The following is a 20,353-nucleotide window of genomic DNA, read 5'->3' as shown; positions in this document are numbered from 1 at the left end:
CTGGGCATCATAGGGAATTGAATTTTGAATATTAGGGCAGTATCTCTCATCTTATTGGTTTTGTTTGCAGGTTACACAGGTTATACGATGACTATTGCAGAACAATCACTCCTCAGTTTCGGCTATCAATTAATATCAAGCCCAGATACAGCACAGGTCGTCATGGATTTGTATATTATGGCTATTCTAGCGCTAGTTTGGATGTATCAAGATATTAAGAATAGAGGTAAAACAATCAAACACTGGTTGCCTTATGCTGTACTAACTTTAATATTTGTTTCTATAGGTCCATTGTTGTATTTAGTGCTTAGGCCAAACAATGGCGGGAGAGACCAAATATAACAAGGTCAAGAAACTTTAGCTACTTCTTGGCATGGACAGTCTTGCAGCAGCACTATTTGTTTCTAAATGATATAAGTTCACGCATCTCATCTTTCTCGCACATCTTTTTTTCTGTTATCTTGTGCTTGCCTATACTTAACCACCGCTGAAAAACGAAGAGGGTTGGAATGAATTTTGTGACTACATTAATCAATATGGCTCCTTATGTCAGTGTATTCGGCGCAATCATTCCTTTTATTTTTTGGTGGTACCAGAAGCGCCCAAGCATTAAAGCTAATGTGATAGTGAAAAACAATTCGTTAAAATTGAGACTTAGAAATCATAAGGATTCTGTAGTTGAAGTTGATCATGTTCGAGTCGTAAAAAAGAAGGCTTTCTGGTGTGAACCAGAGTTTAACGATAACAACTATGGTTACTTGGTCCATTCTAGCAATGCAGACATTTTCCCCCTTCAAGGTGACGAACTAAATATAGCAATTGCCACTAATGATAGCGTTGAAGAGTTTTAAATTGATTTCTCTAATATGGCTGGTTTATATGACGATTTTATACCGTATGATTACTCTGTTTCGCCGTTACAGATAAAATATCTTCGTAAACCCGTTAAAATGCCCATCTGTCATATTGGAATATACCTTAAATCGGGAAAAATCGTATGTGTGCCAATACCTGAAGAGTTTTACAACTACTATCGGAAGAATGAGGGAGATTCGTTCGATACCGATTTCGATATTATAATGGGGCGAGGTGATGTTACGCTTACTTTTAACTCAACGGCGGCCCAAATAGAGCATTTGAAAATGTTACGGGAAGCATACTTCGTTGTGCGTAGAAATTATCACTTATTATTACACTAGTGTACGATCTTAGACAAAATAAACAATTAACGGTGCCACCCAGCGTAAAGTTTGTGTTTTATGCTTTTAAGTTAATAGGTTACACAGAAGCTAAAAAGGTGAACCATGGCAATTTGCGAGACGACCGTTCATCCCATGGACGGGATGTTCGATCATACATGGAGATACTTGCTGCGTGTTGTTGAGTGAATGCTATGGCAAGCCTGTATGCTGAATTTCAGTGTTTTACCATGGCAGGCCAGATCTTGTTATTCAGATAGGAGGACACAGTTTGAGAGATAGTATCTTTTCACTGATTTTTAGGGGGAGAAGCGAAAATATATCGCTTTGGAAGTGGATAAAGTTTTTAACCTTAGAAATCTACCTTGGTGAGCAGTTACTCGAAATGATCTCGACAACCGCAGCTTATAACGAGGGTGACCAATATAAAAAACGGGTCAAGTCGAGTTCGGCGATAACAATTAACTGTGCCACCCAGCGTGACGTTGTCGTTTTATTTTATTAATGAAATCCACCTATTTAGCTAATCAGAAGTCATAAGTTCACATCGTATCGACCTTCAATCTGTAAAATGCCTTAACCTTACTTGAACACATCCAAAAATAGCGTAATGTTATTGTTTTACAATGACTGGCAAAAATAATTGAATGCCATAGAGGTAAGTAGTGTTTGAAAATGCCTATGCTTTAGCTTATTTAGCTAAGTTACAACATATAAAGAATCATTGCGATGTTAATATTGATATATATACGAAACGTTGCGTTTCTCTGCCATTGGTTTTATGGCTAGCGTCATTCATTATAATAGTGGTGCACTTTACATCTATTGAAAAGGGTGGAGCTTTAATAATAGGTGCTCTAGGAATACTAACTATAGAGAGGTTTATTTATGGCAAAACAACAAATGGCAAGTCCTTCAAGTTAGTTGAAGCCAAATGGGAACGTTGGCCAAACAAGAAAAAGTATCAAATTACAGTGTTTGTATGGTTAATTGATGCTATTTCCCTTGGTCTTATGTTGTTTACTGGATGGTTTTTTCGTAGTCCTATTAATAACTTTCCTGGTTTGAGTGAATTATCAGGAATAGGTTAGTCGTCTGAACTGGCTTAGCTAATGGGCAGAATAAAATTTAAAAAAATGGCTGCTCAAAGTTGATTTACGTGCAAGCTGAATTAATGGTGTAACCCATTTTAAATTCCCCAGCATGAAATTTTCGCTTTATGTTTTTAAGTTAACAGATTACACCAAAGCTAAATAGGTGAACCATGATGTTTCGTGAAGTGACCGTCTACTTCTTGTTTAAGAAATTGGACGTCGAAGTGAGCTACAGGTACCTTCTGTTTTCAAAAAGCACGCGTGTCGATGAGTGAGGTGTCATGGCGAGTCCGTATGCCATGTTCTTCGGTATCATCCAGTTTAAAATTTTTTGTTTTATGCTTTTAAATTAACAGCAAACAAAAAAGCTAAAAAGGTGAGCTATGGCGTTTCTCCATGAGGTGTTGCGAGACGGCCATTCATTCCATGGCGTCAGCAGAGCAAAAAAAACGGCCCACAGAGGGCCGTTTTTTTATGTGTATTTTGAGATTAGCTTAACCAACCTGCGAATTAACGGTGCCACCCAGCATAAAATTTTATAAACTATCTTAGGATGTCGATCGGCATTTGTGCTAATACTAAGGCATTATATTTCAAGGAAGGTTTTGCGTTGGAATCACTAAAGTTAATCAATTTTATACACCCGAAACCATCCCCTAAAGGGATTGATCTTCTATGCAAATTACAGCACTTTGCGATAATTACTTACGCAGTCGATCCTTCTAGATTCGATGGTCTCTTTCCTGACAGGTTTAAATTAGATTGCTTGCAAATTGATGGGGTAGAAAAAGCGCTAATTTCAGTCGTGCCTTTTATCGATGTGGATTTCACTTCAGCGGTTTATCCATTTCCAAAATTTACTATGGGCCAAACTAACTATCGAATTTATATTATTGATAAAGAAACAAATGAACGTTGTGTTTGGTTCCTCGGTACCACCTTAGACTCATGGACACTTGCAGTACCTAAATTTCTCTGGAATTTACCTTGGTATAGTGGTGACGTTAAATTTGATTGTGATTTTGATGAATCACAGCAAATATACCTTAAATATAAAATGACCACTGATGCGACTTGGGCGCCTGCGAGTGTTGAATTAACTCAAACTAAAGATGCCCAATTTGAGCTATCTGGTTTTCCTGATACCGAAACCGGACTTGTGTATTTAACTCACCCATTAGCAGGTTTTTATCATCGCCGCGATGGTAAGTTAGGTACGTATCGTGTGTGGCATAAGCAATTAAAGGTTGCATCCGCAAACCTCAAATCGGCTAGTTTTGGCTTGTTGTCACGCTTGGGCTTAGTCACTCAAGAAGAGCAACAAATAGCACATAGCGTACTGATTGAACCTTTAAACGAATTTACTATTTATTTACCGCCAAAAGTGCTGAAGTAGAATTAACGGCCCGTCCACTGTTAAATTTGTTGGATAGTTGCTTTTTTGAATAGATTGTAGTCAATTATTTTGAGTCACTTTAAACGACATGAGTTGTCGAGGATACATTGAATGTTAACAAGGATACTTTCTCATTTTGCATCCGTTCTCTATGTACAGATATGGGAGAACAGGCTTAAGGTTACAGATATATCCACTGGTGAGGTCTTTGACGATGCCCCTTATGTCATCATAAAAATATTTGATAAAGGTGAAAAGATCATCTCGGGAATAGGTAGCATAGCCAATCAACATCTAGCCTCAAACGAAATATCAGTCAATCCATTTTCTCACCCTAGAGTCTTGTTCTCAGATTTTTATGTTGGCGAAAAGTTACTTCAATATGCTTTTACTAAACTGAGTAATATTAAGTCATTGCGTCCAAGGCCAAAAGTCATCATCCATCCGATGGAAAAAACTGAAGGTGGCTTAACTATGATAGAGAAGCGAGCCTTTAGAGAGCTTGCTGTAGGGGCAGGTGCAATTGAAGTTAAGCTATAGACTGGCTTGCCACTGTGCATTTCATCATTAAACTTTAAGGACATTAAAGAAAATGAAGAGTTCAGCACACAACAAGTCAGCAAGAGTGTGGCTTCAAATGTGGTGGTTTTTATATTCTATCTGGTAATCATAATTTTTATGGTGTGGCACTTTGGAAACTAAGGTTTAACGGTGCAACCCAGAGTAAAAATTTATAGTGACTTAGCCAGATTGTTGTTTGATGTTGGTATTATTATGAATTTAAAAAATCCTTATAGGAATGCTGAGCTTCTTGAACCATTTTTTTTCGTAAAAATTGCCGGGATACCTGTTTTCTCAATGCAATTTACCTTGTATTTTGTATTTTTAAGCGATGTTGTTGGTGTTGGAGTGTTTGCCGTTATTTTTTTGTTAACGTTTATTTCTGGCGAAGAGCTCAAGCTACTAAGATACGATGATGAATTTAAGCAGAACTTCTTTTTAGTCTATGCTTTAACAGGTATGTATTCATTATTGATGGGGTGGTTTGACTTTTTTGGCGCAATGTTACTTTTAATTGTGGTAGATGTGTTGTGGTCAGTTAATATTTATCAAGTTTATAAAAAAGTATATTGTGAAGTTAATGAAAAATAACACGGGCATTAGACTAACGAAATTAGCGATCGAGCCAGCATGAATAGTTGGCTTTAATGCTTTGAAGTTAACTGTTAACACAAAAGCTAAAAAGATGAGCCACGCCGCTCATGTCATATTGCCCCTTTAGCAGTGAAATTCCTTAATCTTGCTTGAGCATAAGGCGGATAGCAAAGCTGAGGCAAAAGGCGGGAAAACGTCGTAAATATGAGGCTGTGAGCACCCTGTGCTCACAGCTTTCTTGCATCAGGCTTGAGGTCATTAAATCTTGGGGTAAGACACAGTCCAAAACCTTGGTATTTTGATAGTGTTTATTCGCTTTATTCTTTGGCTAATTTCAATACGGCAATTTCTTTTTCAACCGCAGCGACGACGGCATGAGGACTGCTTAAGTATTTTGAGTGGTCGATAAAGATGGCGTTATCGTCTAAGGTCATCACTAGCACAGGAAAGCCTGTGGTGCCTATCACCTGTTGAATTTCTTCAATGCCGTCTAGTGCGTATTCCGCGTCCATGCTGAGCTCGTCTTTAAACACTTTATTGGAGGGTGACAGCTTAAAGGTTTCCACTATGGCAGTGAAATCGTGTTTATTGTCCAGTGGGCTACCTTCGATGAAATGGGCTCTTTGCAATGCATTGAGCACGGCCAATTGCTTATCGGCCTGCTTGTCCTGTAACCATGCCATAAAGTTTGCGGTTTTTATCGAGCTTTTAGGGCTGTTGGCGTAGCGAATGTGATCGCGACCAAATTTAAGTCCGCTTATTCTCGCAGCCGCCTGCATCTGCTCTTCACCTGCACTGTCTTTGCCTATGTAATGGGCGCTGTGCAACAAGTTAACCTTCATTTCGGGGTAGGCTGCTTGTAATGCGTTCACTAAAGGGGTGGCGGCATAGCTCCAAGGGCAGTGGGAATCGTAGATAAAATAAAGTTCAGTATTCATGGGTGAATTCTTGTGGGCTGACAGATGCGCCGATCCTAGTGAGTTTATTGGCATTATTCAATCATTGAAAAATTGAAAGCACTCAATAGTTGAATTTGGCCTACCCTAGATGTAACAGCGCAATGAAATTTAAACTCACTTTTGGACAAAAACGCGTCAGAATTTAATCATGAAGCACATACAGAAACATGCTGGATTTTTATCTAAACGGTAACTCTGATGCTAATGGGAGGGTGTTGGGCTAAATGGCTCGAGTGCGTTAGCAGCAGGGATGCTGCGCCCGAGCCCACAGGGACGTGTTGACGGCGTCACTCGTGTTGTTAGTCCAATGGCCGAAATCACCTTGAAGCTAATTCCAGTACATCAAACATCCTTTGGGGGCCAAAACAAGTTAACTCTAACATACAGGCTTACTATGGCTTTCGCTCTTCGACACGCAGCAAGTACGGTCCCTGTATGCTCGACTGCCCCGTCCATGGGGCAGACGGTCGTCTCGCAAAAACTCATAGCTCACCTTTGTAGCATTAGCGTAATCTGTTAGCTCTTAAAGTCTAAACCTACGCCTATGTTAACCTTAACTGTACATTCACAGGTTGCACCAACTCCCCACGACGTTAATCCAAACGGAGTTTGGACACCTTCTAAACTCACTTTGGCGCAAAAACGTGCCAGCACTTAATCATCATGCATATACACAAACATGCTGATTTTTTTATCTAAACGGTAACACTGAAGCTAATGAGAGGGTGTTGGACTAAATGGCTCGAGTGCGTGAGCAGCAGGGATGCTGCGCCCGAGCCCACAGGGACGTGTTGACGGCGTCACTCGGGACGTTAGTCCAATGGCCGAGATCACCAATTGAGCTTATTCAGAACACTCTTTAAGGTACAAACAAGCTAACTGAGACTCTGCCATCCAGGCTTGCCATGGTCCATTTTATTCATATGACCATTACAAGGCTCAAAAATCCCGTCTAATGTAAAGGACTTACAAATGCCGCGATGAACGGTCGTCTCGCCTTTCTCGTGGTGAAGCGTTATGTTCCACCTTTTTAGAATTTTCGTAACTAATTGATTTAAAATACTACACTCAAAATTTAACTATGGGTGCCACAGTTAAATTACGCTGGCCGACCTTTGTATAGCGGGAAAAGTTGTTTTGCAATCGCCTGCCATGAATCACGCTTGCCGCTTTGCGGCACTTGCTGCAACACAAAGTTAAAATCACATGCGGGCCGAATTAAACTGACAGCCATTAATTGCCGCTGCAATACTTGCCTATCTAGATAGACTTCATTAAGGGGCGAGTAGTTTGCAACTAGCTCATCTATTAAGGTTTTATTCCCTTGGCAGACAAAAATAATTGGCGTGGCTAATTCGAGTAGTTGACAGTTTCCCACTAGGGCATCACCAAAATCTACCACACCGCAGAGCCGATAGTGCCCATGATGTTTTTCGACCATTAAGTTCCATGGGTGCAAATCCATATGAATAAACACTGCATGGATGTCATTAAAATCACTGTCAGCAGCCTGTAAATAGTCAGAAATTTGGGTGACGAGTTCTGGGCTAACCCCTTTACGAGCATGCCTTGGGACACTATCGGAAATTAATCCCTTAATATACTCAGGCCAATCGACGCTGAGTCTTGGGTCTGGAGTGAATGCTTGTGTGCTGGTTATTTGGTGTAGCTCTGTCATAAATTGACCGAGTTGTTTAACCAGAGGCAATTTCTGTGCTGTATTAAGATCTGGCCAAACAGTGGCCATAGATAGCCCTTTGAGTTTAGTCATAATCACATAAAACCAGTTATCTACTCTGCCAAAACCGATCATTTTAGGGACAGCTAAAGAGAGGTTTTCTGAGTGATTAGCCAGATTAAGCAGTGTTAGCGACGTCACCTCACTAATGCCTTGATAATCCCAGTTTGGTGGCACTAGCTTTAGAATGTATTCATTATCTATGTCGAATAAGGCATTACTGCCATTGCTTATTCGTAGCACGGTTTTTTTCGCTAGTTGGTGTTGGCTTAATATTACCTCAATGGTCGGCAGCCAAAACTCGAGGGGGCGCTCATCTAAGATGTCACAGGCGTCAGCATAGCTTGGATTTTCCACAAGCCGCTTGAGACTAAGATTAATGCTAGGTTCTGTTTTCATCATGTGACTCGGTTAAGGCTAAGTGGTTGCTAGCGTTTCAACCCGTATCAGGGTTAATGCTTTAGCAGGTTAGCGCTTGGGGATCCGGGGCGCGCATTCGTTGCCACCATTCTGTGCTGGCAACAATTTGGCCCTGCTCATCTATGGAGGGGTAGGGGATTTGTTTACGGCGGCACGCCTTAGCATAGACAGGGTGGCCCTGTTCGAACAACATGGTTTGGCAGTAGGCATGGTCGAGTTTACGGGTGCCGTACATATTGGCCAATTGTCGTTGCCGCTGGGCTTCGTACATAACAAGGGCCGCGGCCACTGATACATTGAGTGACTGCACCATGCCTATCATAGGGATTAAGATGTGCTGTGAAGCTGCGGCTATGGCCTCAGGGCTAGTGCCATCACGCTCATTACCCATGACTATGGCAGTGGGCTTGGTATAATCAATGTCGCGATAATCCACTGCTGTGTCAGAAAAGGTGGTGGTTAAAATCTGCATGTTTTGGGCGTTAAAGGCTTGCTCTGCCTCTTCAAAACGGTAGTGTTTGATGGTCTTGACCCACTGCTGGCTGCCCGAGGCGGTATTACCCGATACTCGCATGTCGATATCTGGCCAAACGGCATGAATTTGATGTATGCCGACACAGTCCGCCGAACGAATAACCGCCGCGATATTATTGGTTTTATGTACTTTATCTAGGCATACCGTTAAATCGATTTGTCGGTTATCTAGCATCTGGTTTATGCGGGCAAAACGTTCTGGGCTCATGGGGCAATCTACTTATTCAGGATTCAGTTCAACAGCACATTCGGCTGCATATTCAATAAAAAAAGCTCAAGATTTTTCATCATCATTTGTCATCAATACTTGTTATCAAGACTTTTTATTAATACTTTATATTAGTGATGGGAGGCGCTCTAGGGGCTTGGTAACGAGTCCGCGATGGCGCAGTGTGATGATGTTGGCTGGCATTATACCCTTAAAGGCCACAGGCTAAAAATGCCAGTCATATTGGCAGAGCAACGTGGGGCTTTAACCGTGTCTTTTCTTTGGGTTAGAGAGTGGCACAGTGTCTCTTTGGATTAGAGAGTGGTAAGTTAAACAACTATTTTTAACGAGTCGAGTCAATCGAAGCGGAACAGAATAAAGCTAAATCCAGCGTTCACAGCATGCCATGAATGAAGACATTAATATTTCACTGCCCGCGCTTATTCATCGAATAGGGGGAGCGCAGACTAAGCAAGCCAAAATCATAGCAACGCAATATCATTGTGAACTTAAGCGTGTGCGTCGTTCGAGAAACTGGTTGTTAGTCGGTGGCGCTAAGGCGGTACAATCCTTTAACGCCGAATTGAAAACGCAAGATACACAGGGGTTTCGCCACCTTATTCAGAAGCTTGACAGCGCTTTGCTTAACCATAGTGATAAGCTAGAGCCGTTAGCGGAAAAGCTTGCCCGTATGATTGCTGCAAAGCCAAACATAACCTTAGGTGAACTCATGCAGGCCAGCGAATGCAGCTTAGCAGAAGCCAGGCTCGCCCGTTTTAATGAGGACACCTGGGATTAGTGTTTAAAGAAAAAAACAAAAGCCAGTCTATGACTGGCTTTTATTATACTATTGATTTTTATACTAAATAAATGATGGTAACCTTATTTTAACTGCTGCAACAAGTAAGCGTACACTAGGCTGGTAAGCTCGGCTTTTTGCTGGTTGTCAGCGGTGCCAGAATGACCCCCTTCCATGTTTTCATAATAGAGTACATCAATGCCCATGGACTCCATCTTGGCGACCATTTTACGGGCGTGCGCGGGGTGGACTCTGTCATCTCGGGTTGAGGTGGTAAAGAAAGCTTTAGGGTATTGCTTAGCTTTATCTAAGTTATGGTAAGGCGAATAGGTCTTGATGTAGGCCCAATCTTCAGCCACTTCTGGATTACCGTATTCACCCATCCAGCTGGCGCCTGCCAATAGCTGACTGAAGCGCTGCATATCCAATAAGGGCACTTGGCAAACGACGGCATTGTATAGTTCTGGACGGCGAGTCAGGGCTGCCCCCATAAGTAGGCCGCCATTGCTGCCGCCTTGAATGCCTAAATGCGGGCTTGAAGTAATTTTTCGGCTGATAAGATCTTCCGCTACCGCTTCAAAATCCTCATAAGCCTTGTGACGATTGTGCTTTAGGGCCGCTTGGTGCCAAGCTGGGCCGTATTCACCGCCACCGCGTATGTTAGAAAGCACGTATACGCCGCCCTGTTCTAACCAATTTTTACCCATATCGGCGGAATATTTAGGCTTTAGTGAAACTTCAAATCCACCATAACCGTATAACAAAGTTGGGTTTTTACCATTAAACTTAAGATTTTTGTCCATCACCACAAAATAGGGCACTTTAGTGCCATCTTTTGAGGTGGCGAAGTACTGCTTAGTGACAAATTTATCCGCGGCAAATTGCTGTGGTAATGACTTTAGTTTATTGATAGCAAGAGCGGCCCCTTTCACTTGATAGAAGCTAGACGGCTCGAGGAAACTGTTGTAATCGACGAAGAAATCGTCGCTGTCTTGCTGTATGTCAAATAGGGTCAGACTGCCGTTGGCATCGAATGGTACGGTCGTTTGTGTCCAGTTGTTATCATCTTTTGGCTCAAAACGAACCAGTTTACTTTTCACATCTTCTAGCAGGTTAACGTATACCGCATTTTTGCTAAATGCCACTTGTGCTATGGATGAGTGCGCATCTGGGGCTGTCAGCTGTTGGTATTCAGGTTTATCACTCATCAGCGAATCAACTGGGGCATAGAGCACTGCGCCTTGGACAAATTGCTGTTTATCTGTGTTTAAGACGCTCTTAAGTTCAATATAGATGTTGCCTTTAAAGTAACCTTTAATATCAGCATCTTGAGGGATATTTAGCTTGGTCAGTTTATCGTCGGCGTAGACAAAAACCTTGTTAGTATAGAAGGTGAGGTAGTCACCGATAAGCACCACTTTTGATTGGCCATCATCGAGGACTTGCGCCGCCGCGGCCACTGAGCTTTTATCCGCTTGATAGATAAACTTGGCCTTATCTAAGCTGTCACCACGCTGCCACAATTTGACTACGCTGGGGTAGCCCGAATCTGTCATGCCCTGTTCGCCGCCAAAGTCGGTGGCCACTAACACTTGATCTTGAGTTAACCAGGTGAGATCCGATTTTGCTTCTGGTAAGCGGTAACCCTGTTTAACAAAGCTTTTAGTGGTTAGATTAAATTCTCGCACTTCTACGGCATCTGCGCCGCCGCGCGATAATGATACGAGACATAAGTCGTTTTTAGGCGCTAAGCAATTGATGTCCTTATAGACCCAGCTGACATCATCCGCCTTGGCGATGGCGTCTATATCTAATACGGTTTCCCACTTAGGTTCATCTTTGACATATTCCGCGAGGCTAGTACGGCGATAAATGCCGCGAACATGGGTTTCATCTTTCCAAAAGTTGTACAGGTACTCACCCTTGCGTTCGGCATAGGGGATCCTGTCTTTGCTGTTAAGGATGGCCAGTGAGTTATTCACTAAGGTATCAAAACCTGGGTAAGACTTAATGCTAGTGGCGCTGTGAGCGTTTTTATCCTTAACCCAGGCGAGGGGCTTAGTGCCTTCCACCTCTTCAAGCCATAGGAATTTATCTGCTTGCACAGCAGTTTTTGCGTTTTTTGCTGATGCTTTTTGCTCTGATGCGGGTTCTGCCAATGCCTGGCCTGCTGTGATAGCGCTTAAGACGCACAATGAAACGAGTGCTTTATTCATGTCTTTAATCCCTATTCTTATTATTAATTATTGTTTAGCCTCAACTTGTTGAAGCACAGAGCTGAATAAGCTAACTGAATCTAAGTGAAAAACCAAATGGACCTGCAGGTTTAAGGGAATTTAATTGTAACTGAGTGCTTTCTGGCCCTAGTTCAAGTTGAACTAGGGCCTTAAGGATAAAATCAACGAATTATCAGCGTTTAACGGCAAGCGGCTTAGCTCAAATGACGTTTCTGCCAGGCATGACTTGCGAAGCGGCGAATAAGGTATTTCTCAAGCTCTACCAAAACAAGCACACTCGATGATACCAGTATGATGCGGCCCCACATGGCAAGGCTGATATCTGTGGTGCCAAACAAGGTTTGCATCGGGCTTGAGTAAGTAAATAGCAGCTGAAATACCACTAATACCGCGATGGCAATGAGGACATAATAGTTACCCGTTAGCCCGCGCCAGTTAAGCACAGGGGCAGAGATGTAGCGGGCGCTAAACAGGTAGAATATTTCGAACATGACCAAAGTATTGACCGCCACAGTGCGAGCCAGATTGATGCCATGACCTTGAGCTTGCTCCCAGAGGAATAAACCGAAGGTGCCCAGCATTAAAATCAGCGATACGAAGCCGATCCGCCAGAGTAAATAACCCGATAATAATGGATCGGCGGCGTTTCTTGGGGGCCTTTGCATCACGCTTTTTTCCGATGGCTCAAAAGCCAGTGACAAGGCCAAGGTGACGGCGGTGATCATATTGACCCAGAGGATTTGCACCGGTGTCATGGGCAGCTGAGTAAAGCCCAGCAGCACGGCGGCCAATACGATTAAGGCTTCACCGCCATTGGTGGGCAGGATAAAGATAATGGCTTTCTTGATGTTGTCGTAAACCGTGCGCCCTTGCTCAACGGCATGGCTGATGGAGGCGAAATTATCATCCGCCAACACCATTTCGGCAGCTTCCTTGGCGGCTTCTGTGCCATTTTGCCCCATGGCTGTGCCCACATCGGCGCGTTTTAACGCCGGCGCGTCATTAACACCATCCCCAGTCATGGCGACAATCAGTCCTTGCTCTTGCAGTAATCTCACCAGGCGTAATTTGTGCTCTGGGGTCACCCTGGCAAATACGTCTATGTTTAGCACTTGGTAGGCGAGGCTTTCATCATCGAGCGTATCCAGCTCTTGCCCCGTGAGCACTTGGCTCGAATTGGCAAGCTTTAGTTGCTTGGCGATAGCCAGAGCAGTAATCCCATGATCCCCGGTGATCATCTTCACTTGAATGCCTGCCTTAGTGCAGCGGGCCACTGCGGCGATGGCTTCTTCACGGGGAGGGTCGATAAGCCCAAACAGCGCCAGCATCACCATGCCTTGCTCTACATGTTCAAAATCAAGCTCACGCTGCTCTTGCTCGACCTGTTTGACGGCTATGGCTAAGACTCGTTGGCCTTGTTGGGCTAAGTATTCAATCTGTTTAAGCCAATAGGCCTTGTCTACGGGACTTTCACCTGTGGTGCTAAGCTGGCTTTCGCACATTTCCAGTACTTTTTCTGGTGCGCCTTTGAGATAAATAAACGCTTGTCCGTGGTGGCTGTGGTGCAAGCTTGCCATAAATTTATGCTCAGACTCGAAGGGGATAAAGTCTGTGCGGGGAAAGGCTTTAGCTTCAAAATCAAGATCTAGGCCTGACTTCATCCCTGCGGTTAATAACGCGCCTTCCATGGGATCGCCGCTCACGCACCACTGGCTATCTTCTTGACTTAGGCTAGCATCGTTACATAACACAGCGGCTTGTAAGGCTTGTTGCAAAACAGGATATTGCTCCAACTGCAGTGGCACTGTGCTATTTTCAAGGAAAACATCGCCATGGGGATCATAACCCGCACCAGAGAGGCTAAAGCCTTGTTGGTAGCAGGCTATGCTGCTTAAGGTCATTTCATTACGGGTCAAGGTGCCGGTCTTATCTGAGCAAATAACAGACACAGCCCCTAAGGTTTCTACCGCCGGGAGTTTACGGATAATGGCATTGCGCTTAGCCATTCGCTGCACGCCTATGGCTAAGGTGATGGTCATGATCGCTGGTAGGCCTTCAGGGATCGCGGCAACGGCAAGGCTCACCGAGGCGAGGAACATGTCCGTCATCGAATAGCCGTGAACCAGTACCCCAAAAACAAAGTTAATGGCGGCGATAACCAGAATACCTAAGGTGAGCCAGTGACCAAATTGCGCCATCTGTTTGAGTAGCGGGGTGGTTACATTGTCCACATTGGCCACTAGTGCACTAATATGACCTATCTGCGTCGACATGCCCGTCGCCACCACAACCCCAGTGCCTTGGCCGTGGGTGATTATGGTGCCTGAATAGGCCATTGAAAGACGATCACCCAGTACGGCTTGTTCATTCACCGCGAGAGTGTCTTTACTTATGGCCAAGGACTCGCCAGTTAGCGCTGCTTCCTGTACCTGCAAGCCTTTGACTTTAAATAGTCTGATATCGGCAGGCACTTTATCACCTGATTGCAGTAACACTATATCGCCGGGGACCAAGTTAGCGGCTTTGATTGTCAAATGTTTACCGTCTCTGAGCACGATGGCATTGGATGACAGCATCTGGCGTATGGCTTTTAGGGCATTTTCAGCCTTGCCTTCTTGAATAAAACCGATAATGGCATTGACTAACACCACGGCGAAAATCACCCCAGCATCTATCCAATGTTGCAGCGCCGCCGTCATGACCCCCGCGCCAATGAGCACATAAATAAGCACATTATGGAACTGATCTAAGAAGCGCATCAATGGGCTCTTGCCTTCGCTTGTGGTGAGTTCATTGGCGCCAAATTGGGCTAATCTTTGTTGAACTTGAGCCTTACTCAGTCCTTTATCTGTCACTTCTTTGGCTAATTCAAGGGTTTCAAAGGCTTGCTCTGGCGTCATGGCATGCCACGATTCTTGTACTTGTACTTGGGTTTCTTTGGGGGGGGGTGAGGTGGATGCTACAACTTGGCTCATAAACTCAGTCCTTATGACGCAGTGGCTACACGCTATGAATTGCGGCTCAGTTTAGGGATACTTGCCTAGTTGATCCGCTATCAAGGTTCAAACTCGCGCCCATCCCTAGGCTGGGCGTTCTTGATGAAGAAGTCTTTTTTGTGTTAAGGCTTTAGTATAGCTATTGCTAATTTAAACTGTGAGTTACTAACAGTCAGTAGATTAAAGCAGTGATTTACTGTCTACATCTGGCCCTATGACGAGGAGATCAGTACGGGCAATGTGAATAATTTGCTCTGCGGTATTGCCGACAAGTTTACCCACTATGCCTTTACGGCCCATAGAACCGACCACTAAGCATTGGCTATGAAGTTTTTTGGAGAGGTTAGCTAATACGCCCCAAGGCTCTCCTTCTTCAATGTGAATACATTCTTTGGTTATGTCATAGTCGGCGAGGAGTTCAGCCATATTTTCCTGTGCGCGGACTTTGATTTTATTGGCGTAGGTTTTTGGGTCGACCAGATCAAAATCTTTTAATAGCGTGGGGATTTTTATCACATAGGCGCAGTGCAACTTGGCATCAGTTTGAACCGCGAGGCGAAATGCCGATTCCAGCAACTGGCTATTGAGCGCTTGTTTTTCGGTGGATTTTGCCAAGGCATCCAAGGCCACCAAAACCACTTTTTCGCACTTATGGCTTCGCGGTTCAACCACATAAACCGGAATGGGAGAATCACGAAACAGCATCCAATCCGTGGGGGTGTAAAAACTAGTTTCACTGCGATGGCCGGTTTTGATGATTAAATCATAATTATTGGCTTTGCATTCTTGAATGATGCTGTCATGCAAATGCTTATGCCAAACCACCTGTAAGCTTATGGTGAGACTCGAGTCGTATTGGTTAATTTGTTTCTGCCAAAAATCCTCATACTGCTGAATAATTTGGTTTTTAATACTATCGCCATCGAGTTCTGAATCATTTAGTTCGGCGAAAGATTCATAGCAAACGGCTAGCACCTGAATGCTGGCACAGGAGCTATGGGCCAAGGATAAGGCTTTAATGAACGCGCTTTGTAATTGTGCTAAGGGATCGGCAATAACCAGTATCTTATCCATGGTATCTTTTCCTTTTGATATGTCTAAAAAGTTGAAGCCCAATGCCTTCTTGCATATTTATCTGTTAACCCGAGTTGAGGCTAACTAAATAATAGCGTTAAAAATGCACCTTTCTAGAAAAACCATACCATGAAGTTGGATAGTAAGCAGCGATTCGCGGATGAAAAATAGACTATATCCAAGATAAGTGATCGGGATCACTTATCTTGAATTAACTCAGCCGATTTGCAGTGGGCTAAGTGAAGGAGTTGGTAAAGCACTCGGTGAGAGGAGATGAAATGCCTAGCCTTTAACAGATTGTAAAATAACAAACTTACCATTGGATGCCACTGTGGTGCAGTTACCAAATAAACGCTTAAGCTTAACGTGATAATTGAGATGACGATTACCGACGATATGTAATATTCCGCCACTTCTGAGCCTGTGTTTGGCATCGTTAAACATCTGCCAGGCGATGTGATCTGTGATGGCTTCCCCTTGATGAAACGGTGGGTTACACAATACAAGATCCGGCTGCACGGTTTCATCTAAATGGCTCATGCAATCATCCCAATGAAACTCGGCGCGCTCAGGTGCTAAAGTGTTCAATGCCCAGTTGGCTTGGCTAGATGCCACCGCCATTTCAGAATCATCAATAAAATGTATCTTAGCCTTAGGGTAAAGACCTGCGGCGCGAAGCCCCAATATGCCATTACCACACCCTAAGTCGACCACGGTATTGAACTCGCCATTGGGCATATTTTCTAACATGATGCGGGCGCCGATATCTAACTTATTAGCGGCAAACACATTGCTTAGATTTGAGATTTCAAGTTGATACTCAGGGACTGACCAAGTGATAGCCTTTGGCAGCGAGCGGGCACGTCCATCACTGACACAAGTGATAACTCGAGTGTTTTTCCAGGCAAGGCTGGCGCTGGCAGGGCCTAAATGCTCAGCCAATAATGTGATTAATGCCGAATTGATGGACTTGGCCTTAGCGCCAATCAAGACTTGAGTGCCTTGAGGCAGCACTTGAGATAAACCGCGTAATTGCTGAGCAAAATAAGCTAAATTTTTAGGCAGCTTCATCAGCACTAAGCTTAAGTCTTGAGGCAAAGGCGCACGGCTGGTTAGCCACTTGATACCCTCCGCGTCCAGCTGATTACGAGTTAAGTTTTCCAAAGCGCCCAGCTGGCTGGTCTTAGCGTCTGAAATCACAGTTAAGGGCCAACTTGAGTCCATGCGGGTTAGGGCGCAGCTTAGGGCACCAAAACTGTCATTAATAATGGCGCAGGGCTGTGGGGGGACGGCATTTTCTTCAAGGACCTTTTCTGCAAGGACCTTGATGATATGTTCATCTGCGGCGTCCCAGGCTTGAAGGTTTGATACTTGTTGGCTGGGATAGCGAAGCAACTCGAGAGTCAGGCCTGCAGTAGAAAATTGGCTTGTCATTGGAAAACCCTTATAAAAATCAGCGGCAGATTATCTCAGATATCCACAGTCTAGGCGAGCGTCGTTAATTGGTAACCTTTTGGCTGCAGTTAATTCCATCAATTTAGGTTAGTATTCGAGTTAGTATTTAGGTTTTGTTATTTTTTACAAAAGGATCGCGCTTGAACACCTCAAAGTCTGTTGCAGTTATCCCATGGTTAGCGGGATTTTTACGCCCTTATCGTTGGCGCGTCGTGGCCGCCATAGTGTTTTTATTCATAGGCTCATTGGCCTGGTTATCTTTAGGCCAAGGCGTGCGGCTGATGGTGGATGAAGGCTTTATGGCCGATAATGCTGGCCGTTTAAATGAAATCATGGTGTTTATTTTACTGATCACGTTTGTCAGTGGTGCAGCGGTGTTTTTCCGTTTTTATTTAATGACTTGGCTTGGAGAGCGGGTCAGCGCCGATATTCGCTTAACCGTTTATCGGCATTTATTGTCATTATCGCCTAACTTTTTTGCATCACAGCGAACCGGGGAGGTTATCTCGCGCTTTACCGCCGATACTACTTTACTCCAAAGCGTGGTGGGGGCCAGTCTATCCATGGCGCTGCGCTCTTGCGTCACGGTAATTGGCGGCATAGTGATGATGGGCTTTACCAGTGTAAAACTCACCTTGCTGGTGTTGCTGGCAGTGCCATTAGTATTAGCGCCTGTGGCCATATTAGGTAAAAAAGTACGTGAGTTATCCCGTAAAAGCCAAGATAAAGTGGGGGATCTGGGGGCTTATATCGATGAAACCTTACATGAAATTCACACAGTGCAGGCCTACACCCACGAAGATAAAGACAGGCAATTATTTTCTGAGCGAGTCGAAGCTGTGATGCTGGTGGCCAAAGCCAGAATTGGCTATCGGTCGTTATTGATATCCTCTGTGATGTTTTTGAGCATAGGCGCCATAGCCTGCGTGACTTGGATTGGTGCAAAAGATGTGGTCAGCGGCGCTATCACGGGCGGCGAGCTGTCGGCCTTTATGTTCTATGCGGTTATGGTTGCCGGCGCCGTGGCCACCATCAGTGAAGTCTTCAGTGAAATTCAGCGGGCATCCGGCGCCGCCGAGCGTTTAATTGAGCTTGCCAATACCCCAGTGGATTTACCAGAACTTGAAACCCCTAAACACCTACCGAGTAAAACCGAGCTTAAATTAAGTGGTGCACTCAGCCTTGAAAATGTGCACTTTTCCTACCCATCAAGCCCAGAACAACAAGCGATCTCTGGGCTTAATCTAGTGTTAAAACCTGGAGAACGGGTGGCGCTAGTGGGCCCAAGTGGCGCCGGCAAGAGCACCTTGTTTGAATTGTTACTGCGCTTTTATAGTCTAGATTCTGGCTGTATTACACTCGATGGCGTCGATATCGCGGATCTTAGCCTGCATGAGCTTCGCAGCCAATATGCACTCGTCCCTCAAGAGTCGGTGATTTTTGCCCATAATGTGTTGGAAAACGTGCGTTACGGTAGGCCAGATGCCACAGAAGAAGAGGTGATTGCCGCCTGTGAAGCGGCCAAGGCTCATGAGTTTATTACAGAATTTAAAGACGGTTATCAAACCTATTTAGGGGAGCGTGGCGTGCGTTTATCCGGTGGTCAAAAACAGCGTATCGCCATTGCCAGAGCCATACTCGCCGACAGACCTTTGCTATTACTGGATGAAGCCACCAGTGCTCTGGATGCCATCAGTGAAGATAAAGTTAAGCAAGCTCTAGATACCTTAATGCAAGGCCGCACCAGTTTAGTTATCGCCCATCGCCTTGCAACTGTGATTAATGTGGATCGCATTATCGTGTTAGATAAAGGCTGTGTGGTCGCCACAGGTAACCATCAAACCTTGATGCAGACCAGTGAGCTATACCGAGAGTTTGCCAGTTTGCAACTGCTTACTGAGCCTAAGCAGATGACGGCGTAAATAGTCGTATAACGCACTTTAACTAGAGGAGATCCATCTTATGCCGTCACTTGAACTTAAAGCGCCGTCACTTGAGCTTAAAGTGCCACCGGTTGCAGTCATGCTACTTGTGGCATTGATGATGTGGCTTGTCTCCTTGATAACACCTGTAATAGCACTCACATTCTTTGTGCGGCTGTTCATAGGCGCCATGTTTGCTGTTGCTGGCATTGCCGTTGCGCTTGCTGGGGTTATCTCCTTTATGCAGGCCCATACTACGGTTAATCCCACCACACCTAACTCAGCATCAAACTTGGTGGATAGCGGAATTTATCGTTTCACTCGCAACCCCATGTATTTAGGATTACTGAGCATGCTGCTTGGCTGGGCCGTATTTCTTGCAAGCCCGCTGGCATTAACTGGCACTGTGGTATTTATCCTCTATATGAACCGCTTTCAAATTAAACCCGAAGAAAAAGCGCTGCTCAATGTGTTTGGTGAAGCGTTTTTACAGTACCAAGCTAAAGTGAGACGCTGGCTGTAAGTGAAGTTCTGTTGGTACACTTCAAGAGTTCACTATGATTGCTTTAAATAAAATTATTGCATTAAGGTCATCACGCTCCAGAAGGTTTATGGATGTTTACCTATTTAGTAATGAAACGCCTTAATCTTGCTAGAAATTTAACGGTGGCACCCATTGTTAAATTTTGAGTGTGGTCTTTTAAGTCAACTAGTTACACTAATGCTGAAAAGGTGAACCATGACGCTTCACCACGAGAAAGGCGAGACGACCGTCCATCCCATGGACGGGATGTTCGAGCCCTCATGGATGGCTCTTGATCTCACAAGAAGTCGGCGTGTCGACAAGTGAATGTCATGACGAGCCTGTATGTTAGAGTTCGAGTTAACTTGTTTAGGCCCCAAAGCTTGTTTGCAAGATGTCCAAACTTCGTTTGGATCAAAGTCGCAGGGTTCCACTCTGCACTGGCCAAGAGGGGAAAACAACAGCATTCTCCCCTCTTGGAACACCCCTGTGCCGCTCGCGAAGTTGTTGATCCTCATATTCACCTAAAAATACCTAACGGCTCGACGGCACGTCCATGTGCCCTACGAGCCTTAACCATCATCCCTGATGGTTGCACGGTATTTTTAGGTGAATAAATCGGCAACTTCGAGGGGAGTTGATGT

General features: G+C 44.4%; 18 protein-coding genes. 11 read left to right on the top strand and 7 right to left on the bottom strand.

The window, feature by feature from the left end:
• The first annotated feature begins 24 nt into the window (after nt 1–24).
• From SDEN_RS15335 to SDEN_RS15300, 7 genes are all read left to right on the top strand, one after another.
• Nucleotides 25–342 (top strand): DUF2834 domain-containing protein, encoded by a 318-nt coding sequence (locus tag SDEN_RS15335; protein ID WP_011497375.1) that lies wholly within the window; start codon nt 25–27, stop codon nt 340–342.
• Between the two features lie 167 nt (nt 343–509).
• Nucleotides 510–851: a hypothetical protein gene (locus tag SDEN_RS15330; protein ID WP_157599870.1), complete on the top strand. Its 342-nt coding sequence runs from the start codon at nt 510–512 to the stop codon at nt 849–851.
• Between the two features lie 1,013 nt (nt 852–1,864).
• The gene (locus SDEN_RS15315) at nt 1,865–2,290 is read left to right on the top strand and encodes a hypothetical protein (protein WP_041405841.1); all 426 of its coding nucleotides are present in this window, start codon (nt 1,865–1,867) and stop codon (nt 2,288–2,290) included.
• Between the two features lie 386 nt (nt 2,291–2,676).
• Entirely contained in the window at nt 2,677–2,835 is a 159-nt protein-coding gene (locus tag SDEN_RS20570) for a hypothetical protein (protein ID WP_157599869.1), read from the top strand.
• A gap of 11 nt (nt 2,836–2,846) precedes the next feature.
• Nucleotides 2,847–3,689 carry a DUF2071 domain-containing protein gene (locus SDEN_RS15310; protein WP_011497374.1) on the top strand — a complete coding sequence of 281 codons (843 nt, stop codon included), beginning with the start codon at nt 2,847–2,849 and terminating at the stop codon, nt 3,687–3,689.
• A gap of 111 nt (nt 3,690–3,800) precedes the next feature.
• Nucleotides 3,801–4,229, top strand: a complete 429-nt coding sequence (locus SDEN_RS15305) for a rod shape-determining protein MreB (protein WP_011497373.1) — start codon at nt 3,801–3,803, stop codon at nt 4,227–4,229.
• 171 nt (nt 4,230–4,400) lie between these two features.
• Entirely contained in the window at nt 4,401–4,841 is a 441-nt protein-coding gene (locus tag SDEN_RS15300) for a hypothetical protein (protein ID WP_041405839.1), read from the top strand.
• 320 nt (nt 4,842–5,161) lie between these two features.
• Here the strand turns inward: SDEN_RS15300 and SDEN_RS15295 are convergent, their stop codons facing one another.
• The 3 genes from SDEN_RS15295 to trmH all read right to left on the bottom strand — a co-directional run bounded on the left by SDEN_RS15295 (nt 5,162) and on the right by trmH (nt 8,703).
• Nucleotides 5,162–5,782 carry a protein disulfide-isomerase gene (locus SDEN_RS15295; RefSeq protein ID WP_041405838.1) on the bottom strand — a complete coding sequence of 207 codons (621 nt, stop codon included), beginning with the start codon at nt 5,780–5,782 and terminating at the stop codon, nt 5,162–5,164.
• A gap of 1,120 nt (nt 5,783–6,902) precedes the next feature.
• Nucleotides 6,903–7,943 carry a phosphotransferase family protein gene (locus SDEN_RS15290; RefSeq protein ID WP_011497370.1) on the bottom strand — a complete coding sequence of 347 codons (1,041 nt, stop codon included), beginning with the start codon at nt 7,941–7,943 and terminating at the stop codon, nt 6,903–6,905.
• 58 nt (nt 7,944–8,001) lie between these two features.
• Entirely contained in the window at nt 8,002–8,703 is a 702-nt protein-coding gene (gene trmH / locus SDEN_RS15285; protein ID WP_011497369.1) for a tRNA (guanosine(18)-2'-O)-methyltransferase TrmH, read from the bottom strand.
• 174 nt (nt 8,704–8,877) lie between these two features.
• On the opposite strand from trmH, the gene SDEN_RS20565 reads away from it, so the two are divergent.
• Both SDEN_RS20565 and SDEN_RS15280 read left to right on the top strand, forming a co-directional pair.
• On the top strand, nt 8,878–9,021 hold the full coding sequence (locus tag SDEN_RS20565; RefSeq protein WP_157599868.1) for a hypothetical protein: 144 nt from the start codon (nt 8,878–8,880) through the stop codon (nt 9,019–9,021).
• An 88-nt stretch (nt 9,022–9,109) separates the two neighbouring features.
• Nucleotides 9,110–9,502 carry a ribosome recycling factor family protein gene (locus SDEN_RS15280; protein WP_011497368.1) on the top strand — a complete coding sequence of 131 codons (393 nt, stop codon included), beginning with the start codon at nt 9,110–9,112 and terminating at the stop codon, nt 9,500–9,502.
• Nucleotides 9,503–9,585: 83 nt separating this feature from the next.
• Here SDEN_RS15280 and SDEN_RS15275 read toward each other — a convergent pair whose 3' ends face one another.
• The 4 genes from SDEN_RS15275 to SDEN_RS15260 form a co-directional block, all read right to left on the bottom strand.
• Nucleotides 9,586–11,718, bottom strand: coding sequence for a prolyl oligopeptidase family serine peptidase (locus SDEN_RS15275; RefSeq protein WP_011497367.1), 2,133 nt, complete (start codon nt 11,716–11,718; stop codon nt 9,586–9,588).
• 215 nt (nt 11,719–11,933) lie between these two features.
• Nucleotides 11,934–14,714: a cation-transporting P-type ATPase gene (locus SDEN_RS15270; protein WP_011497366.1), complete on the bottom strand. Its 2,781-nt coding sequence runs from the start codon at nt 14,712–14,714 to the stop codon at nt 11,934–11,936.
• Between the two features lie 201 nt (nt 14,715–14,915).
• Nucleotides 14,916–15,809, bottom strand: coding sequence for a universal stress protein (locus SDEN_RS15265; RefSeq protein ID WP_011497365.1), 894 nt, complete (start codon nt 15,807–15,809; stop codon nt 14,916–14,918).
• A 282-nt stretch (nt 15,810–16,091) separates the two neighbouring features.
• The gene (locus tag SDEN_RS15260; RefSeq protein WP_011497364.1) at nt 16,092–17,243 is read right to left on the bottom strand and encodes a methyltransferase; all 1,152 of its coding nucleotides are present in this window, start codon (nt 17,241–17,243) and stop codon (nt 16,092–16,094) included.
• Nucleotides 17,244–17,404: 161 nt separating this feature from the next.
• Here SDEN_RS15260 and SDEN_RS15255 point away from each other — a divergent pair, with 161 nt between their 5' ends.
• Together SDEN_RS15255 and SDEN_RS15250 are read left to right on the top strand one after the other, a co-directional pair.
• Nucleotides 17,405–19,186, top strand: coding sequence for an ABC transporter transmembrane domain-containing protein (locus SDEN_RS15255; RefSeq protein WP_011497363.1), 1,782 nt, complete (start codon nt 17,405–17,407; stop codon nt 19,184–19,186).
• 40 nt (nt 19,187–19,226) lie between these two features.
• Entirely contained in the window at nt 19,227–19,709 is a 483-nt protein-coding gene (locus tag SDEN_RS15250; protein ID WP_011497362.1) for a methyltransferase family protein, read from the top strand.
• The last annotated feature ends 644 nt before the right edge of the window (nt 19,710–20,353 follow it).

The sequence above is a fragment of the Shewanella denitrificans OS217 genome (assembly GCF_000013765.1).
Lineage (GTDB): Bacteria > Pseudomonadota > Gammaproteobacteria > Enterobacterales > Shewanellaceae > Shewanella > Shewanella denitrificans.
Note: the sequence above shows the minus strand (reverse complement) of the source record. Positions and strands in the feature narration are given on the sequence as shown.

Excerpts from the sequence above, each read along its gene's own strand:
- SDEN_RS15330 (WP_157599870.1), top strand. The coding sequence starts at position 510 with ATGAATTTTGTGACTACATTAATCAATATGGCTCCTTATGTCAGTGTA.
- SDEN_RS15275 (WP_011497367.1), bottom strand. The coding sequence starts at position 11,718 with ATGAATAAAGCACTCGTTTCATTGTGCGTCTTAAGCGCTATCACAGCA.
- SDEN_RS15305 (WP_011497373.1), top strand. The coding sequence starts at position 3,801 with ATGTTAACAAGGATACTTTCTCATTTTGCATCCGTTCTCTATGTACAG.
- SDEN_RS15295 (WP_041405838.1), bottom strand. The coding sequence starts at position 5,782 with ATGAATACTGAACTTTATTTTATCTACGATTCCCACTGCCCTTGGAGC.
- SDEN_RS15260 (WP_011497364.1), bottom strand. The coding sequence starts at position 17,243 with ATGACAAGCCAATTTTCTACTGCAGGCCTGACTCTCGAGTTGCTTCGC.
- SDEN_RS15250 (WP_011497362.1), top strand. The coding sequence starts at position 19,227 with ATGCCGTCACTTGAACTTAAAGCGCCGTCACTTGAGCTTAAAGTGCCA.
- SDEN_RS15280 (WP_011497368.1), top strand. The coding sequence starts at position 9,110 with ATGAATGAAGACATTAATATTTCACTGCCCGCGCTTATTCATCGAATA.
- trmH (WP_011497369.1), bottom strand. The coding sequence starts at position 8,703 with ATGAGCCCAGAACGTTTTGCCCGCATAAACCAGATGCTAGATAACCGA.
- SDEN_RS20565 (WP_157599868.1), top strand. The coding sequence starts at position 8,878 with ATGGCGCAGTGTGATGATGTTGGCTGGCATTATACCCTTAAAGGCCAC.
- SDEN_RS15270 (WP_011497366.1), bottom strand. The coding sequence starts at position 14,714 with ATGAGCCAAGTTGTAGCATCCACCTCACCCCCCCCCAAAGAAACCCAA.
- SDEN_RS15290 (WP_011497370.1), bottom strand. The coding sequence starts at position 7,943 with ATGATGAAAACAGAACCTAGCATTAATCTTAGTCTCAAGCGGCTTGTG.
- SDEN_RS20570 (WP_157599869.1), top strand. The coding sequence starts at position 2,677 with ATGGCGTTTCTCCATGAGGTGTTGCGAGACGGCCATTCATTCCATGGC.
- SDEN_RS15310 (WP_011497374.1), top strand. The coding sequence starts at position 2,847 with ATGTCGATCGGCATTTGTGCTAATACTAAGGCATTATATTTCAAGGAA.
- SDEN_RS15265 (WP_011497365.1), bottom strand. The coding sequence starts at position 15,809 with ATGGATAAGATACTGGTTATTGCCGATCCCTTAGCACAATTACAAAGC.